The 11,888-nt window shown below is 62.6% G+C and carries 9 protein-coding genes and 1 CRISPR repeat array; of the genes, 8 read left to right on the forward strand and 1 reads right to left on the reverse strand.

The genetic code is table 11. The features are described 5' to 3' along the window. On the forward strand, window positions 1-635 hold a 635-nt coding region (locus tag Q0J81_RS08095), incomplete at its 5' end, for a hypothetical protein (RefSeq protein ID WP_294447089.1). 415 nt (window positions 636-1,050) lie between these two features. Here the strand turns inward: Q0J81_RS08095 and Q0J81_RS08100 are convergent. Next, window positions 1,051-2,067 carry an ADP-ribosylglycohydrolase family protein gene (locus Q0J81_RS08100; RefSeq protein WP_294447090.1) on the reverse strand — a complete coding sequence of 339 codons (1,017 nt, stop codon included), beginning with the start codon at window positions 2,065-2,067 and terminating at the stop codon, window positions 1,051-1,053. Window positions 2,068-2,460: 393 nt separating this feature from the next. On the opposite strand from Q0J81_RS08100, the gene cas3 reads away from it, so the two are divergent. The 7 genes from cas3 (at window position 2,461) to cas2e (ending at window position 11,415) form a co-directional block, all read left to right on the forward strand. Beyond that, entirely contained in the window at window positions 2,461-4,989 is a 2,529-nt protein-coding gene (gene cas3, locus Q0J81_RS08105; protein WP_294447091.1) for a CRISPR-associated helicase Cas3', read from the forward strand. A gap of 318 nt (window positions 4,990-5,307) precedes the next feature. Further along, window positions 5,308-7,329: a type I-E CRISPR-associated protein Cse1/CasA gene (gene casA / locus Q0J81_RS08110; RefSeq protein ID WP_294447092.1), complete on the forward strand. Its 2,022-nt coding sequence runs from the start codon at window positions 5,308-5,310 to the stop codon at window positions 7,327-7,329. Then, the gene (gene cas6e, locus Q0J81_RS08115; RefSeq protein WP_294447093.1) at window positions 7,326-7,943 is read left to right on the forward strand and encodes a type I-E CRISPR-associated protein Cas6/Cse3/CasE; all 618 of its coding nucleotides are present in this window, start codon (window positions 7,326-7,328) and stop codon (window positions 7,941-7,943) included. Before casA ends, cas6e begins: the two co-directional genes overlap by 4 nt. A gap of 88 nt (window positions 7,944-8,031) precedes the next feature. Beyond that, window positions 8,032-9,099 (forward strand): type I-E CRISPR-associated protein Cas7/Cse4/CasC, encoded by a 1,068-nt coding sequence (gene cas7e, locus Q0J81_RS08120; RefSeq protein WP_294447095.1) that lies wholly within the window; start codon window positions 8,032-8,034, stop codon window positions 9,097-9,099. Then, complete coding sequence (gene cas5e / locus Q0J81_RS08125; protein ID WP_294447097.1) at window positions 9,096-9,806, forward strand: type I-E CRISPR-associated protein Cas5/CasD; 711 nt, start codon at window positions 9,096-9,098, stop codon at window positions 9,804-9,806. Before cas7e ends, cas5e begins: the two co-directional genes overlap by 4 nt. A 441-nt stretch (window positions 9,807-10,247) precedes the next feature. Then, a complete protein-coding gene (gene cas1e / locus Q0J81_RS08130) occupies window positions 10,248-11,147 on the forward strand; it encodes a type I-E CRISPR-associated endonuclease Cas1e (RefSeq protein WP_294447098.1) in 900 nt (299 codons plus the stop codon). After that, complete coding sequence (gene cas2e, locus Q0J81_RS08135; RefSeq protein WP_294447100.1) at window positions 11,125-11,415, forward strand: type I-E CRISPR-associated endoribonuclease Cas2e; 291 nt, start codon at window positions 11,125-11,127, stop codon at window positions 11,413-11,415. The genes cas1e and cas2e overlap by 23 nt, the downstream gene beginning before the upstream one ends. A 31-nt stretch (window positions 11,416-11,446) precedes the next feature. Next, window positions 11,447-11,840: a CRISPR direct-repeat array (repeat unit 28 nt; unit sequence GTCTTCCCCACGCACGTGGGGGTGTTTC). Window positions 11,841-11,888 lie beyond the last annotated feature (48 nt).

Here is an 11,888-nt window from a genome sequence, read left to right on the forward strand (position 1 = left end):
AAAACGCAGACGGAACCACCTTCAGCAATGATGGACCGAACGACACAGAAAAAGGAAAGCGGTTCTGCGATGCCACGAGAAGAGAAGAGCAGGGAGACTCCAAAAACGGAGCAGCCAAGCAAGACTTCCGCTCTTTCCCTGAAGACGGTCGACACGCCGGCAGCTCCGAAGGCCGCGCCGATGAGCCCGGAAACACTGGCCCCGAAAGCCGCTCAGACGGGTTCAGACGCTCAGATGCCGAAAGCAGCTCCCCCTTCAGCAAAAACGCAGACCGAACCACCTTCGGCAATGATGGACCGAACGACACAGAAAAAGGAAAGCGGTTCTGCGATGCCACGCGAAAAGAAGAGCAGGGAGAATCCACAAGCGGAGCACCCCGGCAGGACTTCCGCTGTCCCCCTGAAGACGGTCGACAGGCCGGCAGCTCCGAAGGCCTCGCCGATGAATCCGGAAACACGGACCCCGAAAGCCGCTCAGACGGGTTCAGACGCTCAGATGCCGAAAGCCACTCCCTCTTCAGCCAAAACGCAGACGGAACCACCTTCGACAATTATGAAGCAGAACCAGCCAGAAAGCCAGCCAAACGACAGGAGAAACGCAATATAGGCAATCGGCTCGGAAAATACAAAATATAAAAAAATGCGACCGCAGGCGTCGGAACGGCAAAGCAGACGTCCTCTGCACAGTAATCCGCTGCTCAGATTCCTGCGGTCGCGTTCATCTTCTGCTCAAGGACGACTTTTCCCTTTTCTCCGCACAGCTTCGCGTTCTGCACTGTGCCGTTGCAGCATGCCTCCCGACAGGCAGAGTGCCTCACCCTTGTCCGCTGTCACGGACGTTCATGCCAGGGGATGCGGCCCAGACTGCGCCGCTCCAGAAACACCACGGGAAACATCCGCCCTGCTTCTTTTCCCAAGCCCCTCGCAACCCTTTCGAGGCCTGTCTGCAAAGACTTCGCCCCGGCACCAGGAGTCGCCCGCGTATCCGGTTCCCCGGCAAGAGGGAACACGGGAGCGCCCGCCTTCTTCATGCCTCCCGGGCATGGCGCTTTCAGGCGGAGCGCTTCGCCCAGCCGAGTTCAAGCAGCGCGTCCGCAAGCTCAAGCGCGTCCACGGGCCAGTACGCTTCCGGCCGGGGACGCTTCACGCCGGGCCGTCCGGCTTCGGGACGGCAGGCAAGAATGGTTCTGCGCCACGCTTCGGGCACGGCCTCTTCGCCGTACACGGCCCCGAGCAGCGCGCCCGCTATGGCGGCGTTGGTGTCGGTGTCGCCGCCGCGCATCACGGTGTCCACCACGCCTTCCTCAAAGGACGGCGCATGCAGCATCTGCCAGAGCGCGTTCTGAAGGGCAATGAGCACCCAGCCCATCTGAGAGACGTAGTCGCGGGGCGGCTCGTCCGCGGCTCTTTCCACGGCTTCGCGAAGAGCGGATTCAAGCTTCATGCGCTTCATGGAGGCGATCATGTCCGCATAGAGCCTCTCGCCGCTTCCGCCCTCGCGCACGGCCTGCGCCACAAGCGCCGCATACAGGGCGTCGGCCTGCGCGCAGACGGGGTGCGCGTGCGTGATGGCGGCATCCTTTTTCGCCCATTTCATCACGTCGGCCCGGCTGCGTCCCGCGCCGAAAATGCCCAGCGGGCTTACGCGCATGAGCGCGCCGTTGGCCTGACTTGCCGGGTTGGGCATGCCCCTGAGCGCCGCGGCAATGGTGTTTCCGCAGTCGAAGGGGCCGGACTTCAGCCAGTCGCGGTACGCCTTTGCCGTGCGCAGCGCACAGTAACGGCCCACGGCGACGAGCTGACGGGCCATGGCCAGCGCCATTTCCGAATCGTCCGTGGGCTGCCCGGCAATGAGCTCGAACGGCCCGCCGTCGGCAAGCTGACGCACGCCGCCGGGATATTCCGCACGTATGCCCGCCGCCGAACGGAATTCCACCAGACTGCCGAGGGAATCGCCCGCAAGCTGTCCGAGAAGGCAGCCTCGCGCGCGGGAACGCACGTCGGCGGGAATCTCCTCCGCAAAGGCCCCTTCCCCCGGAGCGACACGTATTTTTGCCTCCTGACTCATGACACGCCTCCTTCATCGTTCAAAAATGTTCCTCGCGCGCCTTGCCGCATCTGCGGCACGCCTGCAAAGCGCGGCACGAAAAACCGCGGAGATCCGGGCGGATCCTGCGCCCGGCCGCGCAAAGCGTCCGGTCCACTGCGGCCCGGCCACCTGTGAACGGTACGGCAAAATCCCGTCCGACACAACGGCACAGCCGCAGGAAGCGGGCGCGTTCTTTCCGCTCCCGCCTTGACGCCCCACTTCCTCCGCCCTACGATGAAAGGACGCATCCTCGTCCCGTTCCCCCGCACGGCGCTCGTCCCGCTCCCCCGCCGCCGCGCGAAGGCGACGGCCCTTCCGTGCCGCCTGCGGCGAACAGCACGCCCTCTTTTCCCCCAAACGCAAGGAATCGTCATGCTGCGACGCCCATCCCCCCCGCAAGGCAACGACACCCCAGCCCTTCCGCTGGAATGCTGTCTGGCCAAAAGCCGCGTGAAGGACGGCGCGACGCTTCCGGGCCGCACGGTGGAAGAGCACTGCCGCATCACGGGCGCCGTGGCCGCATCGCTCATGGCCGCGCTGCCTCCCTGCACGGCGCGTCTTTTTCCCGAAAACAGCGATCTTGTGGTCGCCGTGCACGATGTGGGCAAGGTCTCTCCCTGCTTTCAGGGCATGATTCACGGCGTCACAGGCGACTTCTCCGCCTTCCCGGCGCTCGACCCCTTCCGCCTCATGCCAAAAAAGCTCGGGCACGCGTCCGTAAGTCAGGCCGCGCTCATGGAAATTTCCCCGTCCGTCGCCGCTGTCGCGGGACGGCATCACGGCATGCCCCCGGAAGCCTGCTCGGCGGACGACGAGATATGCGGCGGCCGTCCGTGGCAGGCGCTTCGTCTTGAGCTCATCCGCCGTCTGTGCGGCGACCGCGCTCTGCCCTCAAGGCTCTCTGCCGAAAAAAAGGCGCTGCTTGCGGGATTCACCGCCGCAGCCGACTGGATAGGCTCCGGCTCCCTCTTCGACGACCCTGCCGAAGACTGGCGGCCGCTTGCGCCGCGCGCCGTGGCCGAGGCGGGCTTTCGTCCGGTCTTCTTCGTGCCCGGCCTGAGCTTTGAAGACATCTTCGGCTTTGTGCCTTCCGCCGTGCAGAAGACCATGGCGCAGGCCGTCACCGGGCCGGGGGTCCATGTGCTGGAAGCGCCCATGGGCTCGGGCAAGACCGAGGCCGCGCTCTTTGCGGCCTACAGGCTCCTTTCGACGGGCGCGGCGGGAGGACTGTATTTCGCCCTGCCCACGAAACTCACGTCAAACAAGATATTCGAGAGGCTTCTGCCCTTTCTCCACGCCGTGCTCACGCCGGAAAGCCGGGATACGGCAGCGCTGCTTCTGCACGGCGGCGCATGGCTCTACGCCACGCACGAAGAGAAGGGCGAGAACGCCTCCTCGTGGTTCGAGCAGAGCAGGCGCGGCCTTCTTGCGCCCTTCGGCGCGGGCACGCTGGATCAGGCGCTCATGAGCGTCATCAACGTGCGCCATGCCGCCGTGCGCAGCTTCGGCCTTGCGGGCAAGGTGGTCATACTCGACGAAGTGCACTCCTACGACGCCTATACCGGCACGCTGCTCGACGCGCTCATACGGCATCTTGAACGCCTGGGCTGCACGATCATCCTTCTGAGCGCCACGCTCACCCGCGCCCGCCTCTCCCGGATGCTCGGCTGCGAAAACGCGGGCGGAAGCGCCTATCCGCTCATCACGACCGTCGTCCGTGGAGAAAAGACGCCCGAAGAGCCGCCCGCCGTGCGCGCCTTCACCGTGCCCGGCAAGGACGCCCCTCAAAACGTGCGCGTCCGGCTCTGCCCCGGATCGTCCGACAGCACGGCGAGAGAAGAAGCGCTTCTTCGCGCCTGGCAGGGACAGCAGGTGCTGTGGATCGAAAACAGCGTGCCCGAAGCACAGGAGGCATTCCGCTTCTTTGCCTCGCGCGCTGCGGGCACGGGACTGGAAGCCGGACTTCTGCACTCCCGCTTCACGCCCGCGGACCGGCAGAAAAACGAAGATCGCTGGACGGCGCTTTACGGCAGGGAGTCGGCGGAACGCGGTCTGTGCGGTCGCATTCTCATAGGCACGCAGGTGCTTGAGCAGTCGCTCGACATCGACGCGGACTTTCTCGTCACGAGGCTGTGCCCCACGGACATGATATTTCAGCGCATGGGCAGACTGTGGCGACACGCGGGCACGAAGCGCCCGGCAGAAGCGAGGCGCGAAGCGTGGATGCTCGCCCCCTCCCTCGACGAAGCGCTGACCTCTCCCGCCCAGGCCTTCGGCGTTTCCGGGCTCGTGTATGCGCCCTATGTGCTGGCCCGCACCCTGGAAGTCTGGACCGGCAGAGAAACCGTCACGCTTCCTTCCGACATGCGCCCCGTGCTTGAGGCCACCTATGCGGACAGAGCGGACGAACCCACGCCAGCCATGGCGCGCGTGAGACGCGAACTTGAAAAGAAGGTGCAGTCCATGCGCACGCTGGCGCTTTTCAGTCAAAGCGAGGGCTGCACGCTCTCCGAACAGACCGCCTGCACGCGCCTCTCCGACGAGCCGACCTGCCCCGTGCTCATCGTGAAATCCCTGACCGAAACATCCTGCACGCTTGCGGACGGCCGCACCGTGAGCCTCGCCCGAGCCCCGGAAACAAGACGCGAGGTATCCGCCGCGCTTTTTTCCTCCATCGTGCGCCTGCGGCGCAAAAGCGTTTCCTTCACGCAGTCCGTCAACACCTCACCGCGCCTGCGAAAACTTTTCGACTTTTATCTGCCGGTGCGGGAAAACTACGAACCCGTGTACCTCGCCCGCCTGCGGGACGACGGATCGCTTGAAGACCTCTGCTCCCCGGGCATCGCCTGCGGCCGCTACAGCCCGCGCGAAGGCTGGTCGAAGGAAGACTTGCCCGCATAAAAATTTTCATATAAAAGAGCAGCATACACTTTGTCGACCGACGTTTTCCGATTCTGTCTGAAAACGAGCTTCTTCACTCTCCGTGAAGGTGTTTCCAGAAATTAGGTCGAAACAGAGTGACTTCCCCCCCCTCCCGGGGGGCGCAAAGGGAAAGAGCTTCTTTCCCTTTTTCTGTCAGCCTTATTGACACCAATAGAAATTAGGTAGAAAATATTTTTATTCAGTCCTCTCCCGGATGCCTCTTCTGAGACATCCCCTGCCCTCAGCGGCGGCGTCCGGAGGGCTGCCTTTCGTCACATCCATCGTCAAGGAGGACGTGTGACAGAAAACCGTTTCAATCTCATCGACGAGCCGTGGATCCCCATGTCCGACCACGGCCGCATCTCTCTTTCGCAGGCGTTTTCTAAGCCCCTGCCGCCTCTGCCGGGCGGCACGCCGCTTATCAAGATTCCTCTGCTCAAGCTTCTTCTGGCCATAGCGCAGGCGGCCTGCACGCCTGCCGACGACGGGGAATGGCTCGCGCTCGGGCCGCAGGGACTGGCGGAAAAGGCGCTTCGTTACCTTCAGAACCATCACAGCTCCTTTTTCCTTCACGGGGAGCGTCCTTTTCTCCAGTTCCCTTCCTGTGCTGAGGCCGAGCTCAAGAGCTACGGCACCGTCATGCCCGAAGTCGCCTCCGGCAACACCACCAGACTTTCGCATCAGCAGATCGAACCCGAGCTTTCCGAGGCCGACAGGGCGCTTCTGCTCATTGAACAGATGTCCCTGTGTCTCGGCGGCAAGAAGCCGTACAACAGGCTCGTCCTCAGTCCGGGCTACGAAAAGAAGCCGAGCGGCCACCCCGGACCGGCCCTCTGCCAGATGGGGCTTCTGCACTCGTTTCTTGCAGGGAGGACCCTTACGGAAACGCTGTGGCTCAACCTGCTCACGCTGGAGGACATCAAGGGCCAGCCGCAGTGGGAACACGGGCTCGGCGTGCCTCCGTGGGAAGTCATGCCGCAGGGCGAGGACTGCCCCGCGGCCCGCGCGCTCAAGGCAAGTCTCATGGGCAGGCTCGTGCCGCTCGCACGCTTCTGCCTGCTTGAAAACAACGGTCTGCGCTTTACCGAGGGCATCGTGCACCCCGACCATCTCTCCGGCATGGCCGACCCCTCCGCCGCCATGGACGCGTCCAGGGCCAGACCGAAAATGCTGTGGGTCGATCCTGAAAAGCGCCCCTGGCGGCAGCTTCCGGCACTGCTTTCCTTTCTCGATGCGGAAAAGCGCGGTTCGGGCTTCTTCTGTCTCGGGCTTCAAAAGGGCCTCAGCAGACTGCATGCCTTCCGGGACGCGTGCGGCATCGACGTTGTGGGCATCTGGAGCGGCGGCATCAAGGTGAGCAGCCACGCGGGCGAACAGTACCTCACCGGCAAGGACGACGAGCTTGAATCGGAAGTGCGGCTCGACACCGCGCTTCTCGGCGACATCTGGTTCCGTGAGTTTGAATCGCTCATGAGCGACACGGAAAAGCGGGCAAAGCTGCTGTACGGTGCGGTCAACCGATACTGCCGGGACATGAAGATGGACGACAAAAGCGCCGTTGCCGCTGCCGCCGAAGCTGCCGGACTGTTCTGGCAGATGGTGGAACCCACGCTTCCGGCCATGCTCGACGGCTGCGGCAACGAGCAGACCTGCACGTTGCTGCTCGGTCGCTGCTACCGTCTTGTGCTCATGCTTTACGATGAAGCCTGCCCCCACGGGACCGGACGGCAGGTGGAAACATGGATAAAACACCGTCCGAGGTCCCGGGAGGATGCGCCGGTGAAACATTCGGAAAGGCGTCATGCCGATCTTCTGCAATGGGTTTCGGAGCGGCTCGGCCCGACGCCGACCGTCAGGGACAAGGGAACCGTCGCCCGTCTGAGGCGGGCCGACAGCAGCGAACATATGGCTGTTCAGGCGTGGGAGGTGCTCATTCGCTTTCACGTGGAAGACAGGGACTTTCTGCCCTGCCTTGCCGTGCTTGCGCCTCTGTGCCGCAGGGATGATCCCAAAGACGGCACGGCATCCCTCGGCCGGGCGCTTGCATCATGCTTCGAGGACAAAGACCAGGGAAGTTCGCGCCTGCGCCGTCTGCTGAACTGCAGCGACATGGAAGAGCTGTGCCGCATGCTGCGGCCTCTGCTTTCCTTCGTGGACGGCAAAAGCTCCCGAAAACTCTCCTATGCCAGACTTCTGGACGAGGTGCTTGCCTTCCGCATCCCGGAGCGGCGTCAGGAGATCAAAAGGCGCTGGGCCGAGGGCTACTGGAGCGACGAAGGGGACGGCGCAGCTCCGGAACAAAACGGAGAGAGCGCATGATGTACGTCAGTCACTATCTTCTCACGCTGCGCGACTGCCGGGCTCTGCGTCTCACGGACGGCTATTCCCTGCACCGGGCCGTGTACGGCCTTTTCCCGGACGTGCGGCGCGGCGCGGAAGGCAGAAGCGGCTTTCTCTATGCGGACAAAGGCGGCAAAAACGGCGTGCGGCGCATTCTCGTGCTTTCCGACCGCAGTCCGGACGCGCCGGAACACGGCCGCATCGAAAGCCGCCCTCTTCCGGAAAGCTTTCTCGACTTTCAGGACTACCGCTTTGAAGTCATCATCAATCCCGTGCGCAGAAACCGCGAAACGGGCAGGCGCGAGGCCGTGCGCGGACGCGAGGCCGTGGAACGCTGGTTTCTTTCCAAGGCGCCCTCGTGGGGTTTTGCGCCTCGCCCCGAAACCGTGCAGGTGGCAGACATCACGGTGGATGAATTCTGCAAAAACGGCATGAAGGTCACGCTCGGCAAGGCCAGAATCACGGGAGCGCTCGCTGTTGCCGACAAGACGCTCTTTACCCGCAGCTTCACGCACGGTCTGGGCCACGGCAAGGCCTTCGGCTGCGGGCTGCTGCAGCTCGCCCCGCTCGCATTTTCCTTCGACGGCGCATGACGCCCCGCACGGCTCAAAACAGGACGTCGCTTTTCGCGCCCGGACGAATCCATCCGAATATTTCAGCCTTCATCACAAAGGACATGTCATGAACGAACTTAAAGGCTACCGCATCGAATTCCATATTCTCCAGTCCTTTCCCGTCACCTGCCTGAACCGCGACGACGTGGGCGCGCCGAAAAGCGCCGTGGTAGGCGGCGTCACCCGCGCCCGGGTAAGCTCCCAGTGCTGGAAGCGGCAGGTGCGCATGGAACTTCAAAAGCTCGGCGTGAAAACGGCCCTGCGCACCAAGCAGGTGGAAGACGTGCTTGCCGCAGCCTGCGTGAAGGCCGGAGCCGAAGAAGCGAAGGCCCGGGAATTTGCCGCGGCCTTTGCCAAAGTGCTCGTGGACGACACGCTGCTGTTCTTTTCGAAGAGTGAAGCCTGCGCCATAGCGGAATTCGCGCTTGAACACGACTTCAACGTCGAGGCGGCGATCAAGAAAAACTCCCTGACGGCGGAATTCAGGAAAATCCATAAGAAGTTCTTCAACCCCGCCGAAGACGGACTCGACATCGCGCTGTTCGGACGCATGGTGGCGCAGGCTCCCGAACTCAACGTATCCGCCGCGGCCAGCTTCGCCCACGCCATTTCCACGCACAGGGCCGACAGTGAAGTGGAATTCTTCACCGCGCTCGACGACGATCCCATGGGCATCGTCACGCAGGGTTCGGCGCACATGGGCAGCATGGAGTTCAATTCCGCTACCTACTACCGCTATGTGAGTCTCGATCTCGGTCAGCTTGCCGAAACGCTGGAAGGCACAGGCCTTGCCCATGCGGTATCGAGCTTTGTGAAGGCGCTGTATCTGGCCGTGCCCTCGGCCCGTCAGACAACGCAGACCGGCCTGCACCTCTGGGACTACGCCCGCGTGCTCGTGCGCAAAGGACAGGGCATGCAGGTCAGCTTCGACGCTCCGGTGCGCGCGCAGAGCGGCTACCTTGCGCCCAGCATCGAGGCTCTGGACGCCGCCCTTGCTCGTCAGGAAAAGCAGGCCGGATCCCTGTACGGCAAGAAGGCCGAATTCACCTTCGGCAGGGCCGATGCCGAAATCTCCATAGACGAGCTTGCCGAAGGTCTTGCCGCCTTCGTCGCCCCCTTCGAGGCTCAGGCATGAGAACGCTGCTTCTCTGGCTGGAAGCGCCCCTTCAATCCTGGGGGGCCGGTTCCCGCTACGGCAGACGCGACACGCTTCCCTTTCCCACGCGCTCCGGCATACTCGGCCTGCTGTGCTGCGCCATGGGAAGAAGCGGTGAACAGCGCGAATGGCTCGCCATCATGAAGGATCTGCCGCAGACCGTGCTGGCCTTCGCGCCGGAGGATCGCTCAGGCAGCCCCCGGCGCGAGCCGCTCCTTCAGGATTTTCAGATGGTGGGCAGCGGCTACGACAGCCGCGACCCGTGGCAGGACATGCTCATTCCCAAAAAATCGGACGGCAAGCGTCCCGTGGGTGCAGGAACAAAACTGACGTATCGCTATTACGTGCAGGACATGGCATTTGCCTGCGCCCTTGCCGTGCCGGAAGCCATGGAAGAGGAAGTGGCGGCGGCCCTTGCGGCTCCGGCATGGCCCATCTGCCTCGGGCGCAGAAGCTGCGTTCCCACGGACATCGTCTGCCGCGGCTTTTTCAGCGGTGAGGACGAGGCGCTCACGCAGGCTCTTGACGTTGCGAAAGAAAAAAAGCGCAGGGCCGTGTTCAAGGTGCTTTCCGGGCAGCATGACGAAGGCGAAGTCATGACGATAAGCGACGTGCCCGTGAACTTCGGCCTGTACAAGCGCTATGAAGACAGAACCGTAACCGTCGTCGCCCTGCCGCAGAACTGACAGCTTTCCCCGCCCCCGGCCTGCGCGCGTGGGGGCGGGGAATATGCAATCCCGCCAACAGAAAGCAGGAACGCGCCGCCTCACGGACGCCGCGCACTTCCTCATCCGCGCCCGGGCAGGAAGAAAACGCCGCCCGGGAGAGCTCCATCGGCTTTCCCCCCCCTTCCCCACCATCCGGGAATGTTTCCAGGTTGTACATGTCGACCTGCATGAGTCGATAGTCTTCCCCCTGCACGTGGGGGTGCTTCCGAGTCGGGCATCATGACGGAATGTTTTTCCGCATCTTCCCCACGCACGTGGGGACAAAACCTTCAATCATTGCTTCAAGTATTCTCGAAACAGCTCCGCAATCGTCAAAGAGTTCGGAGCCACTGCGCCGCCGCTCACGGCTTCGCGGTCACGCAGGCTCTCATTCTGCCGCACTTGCTCCGGGAGAACGCCATGGCTCAGCCCCCTCGCTTTTCTACGGAATCCAGACAACGCCTGTTCATCCCCGTCACGCGCGAAACGCTGCCGCGCGTTTCTGAAAAGTATCCCTTTCTCTATCTTGAACGCGGCAGGCTGGAAGTAGACGACAGCAGCCTGAAATGGATCGACGCCGAAGGCAACCGCATCCGTCTTCCCGTGGCCACCATTGCCGCTCTGCTTCTCGGCCCCGGCACGAGCGTCACTCATGAGGCCGTCAAAACCGCGGCAGCGGCAAACTGTTCCCTGTGCTGGGTGGGTGAGGACTCCCTGCTTTTTTATGCGGCAGGTCACACTCCCACGGCAAACAGCCGCAATCTTCTCCGGCAGGCCCGGCTTTCCGCGCATCCCGAACACTCCGTGTCCGTAGCGCGGGCCTTCTTTGCCCGGCGCTTTCCCGACGCCGATCTGAAGGACAAAACGCTTCAGGAAATGATGGGCATGGAAGGGCTGAGGGTACGCACGCTCTACGACGAAAAGGCCCGTCAGTACAACGTAGGCTGGAAGGGCCGCTCCTTCACGCCCGGCAGCTTCGAGTTGAGCGACGTCACCAATCAGATACTCACGGCCGCCAATGCCGCCCTGTACGGCATACTCTGTTCCTGCGTGCACGCCCTCGGCTATTCGCCGCATCTGGGATTCATCCATTCAGGCAGTCCGCTGCCCTTCATCTACGACCTTGCGGACCTCTACAAGGGGGAACTGTGCGTGGATCTTGCCTTTTCGCTCACGCTCTCCCTGGCCGGAGAATACAACAAGTACGCCGTGTCGGAAGCGTTCCGCAGGCGCGTGCTGGACATGGATCTTCTCGCCCGCATCCCGGAAGACATCGAAAGCCTGATAGGAGAAAAAGTTGCTCGTCGTTATCGCCAATGATCTGCCTCCCGCCGTGCGCGGAAGAATGAAGCTCTGGTTCATCGAGCCCCGGGCCAACGTCTTCATTTCCGGCGTCAAGGATGCCGTGGCCCGGCACGTCATCGAGTATCTTCTGAAAAGCTGCCCGCCGAAAAGCGGCCTGCTGATATTCCAGCGCATCAGCAAGGCTCCGGGCTACAAAATATACGGCAGAGGGGACCCCCGTCGACGCCTGACGGAAATTTCCGGACTCCAGCTCGTGCTGGAAAAAGACGACCCCGTCATTTGACCTGCACCGAAAAGTTCAATAATATGTCAGGGTCTTCCCCACGCACGTGGGGGTGTTTCTATTGTTCTTGACCATGCAATAGAGCTGGTCGGGTCTTCCCCACGCACGTGGGGGTGTTTCTGGCACCACCGATAGCACCATCAAAAAGTCCCAGTCTTCCCCACGCACGTGGGGGTGTTTCCATTGTGACCGGTGAGTTCCGTACCTCTCAGGAGTCTTCCCCACGCACGTGGGGGTGTTTCTATGTGCAGCGCCTTGCACAATGCTGGGTTCAGGTCTTCCCCACGCACGTGGGGGTGTTTCTTTTGGCCTTCTATGGAGGAACCGTTTTCTTTTGTCTTCCCCACGCACGTGGGGGTGTTTCCAGATGCGCGGTCCTTTTTGGACCGCTCGCGCCGTCTTCCCCACGCACGTGGGGGTGTTTCCTTTTGGTTATCAGAACCGTTACGACGAATACAGTCTTCCCCACGCAC

Source organism: uncultured Mailhella sp., assembly GCF_944324575.1.
In the GTDB taxonomy this organism is placed as follows: Bacteria; Desulfobacterota; Desulfovibrionia; order Desulfovibrionales; family Desulfovibrionaceae; genus Mailhella.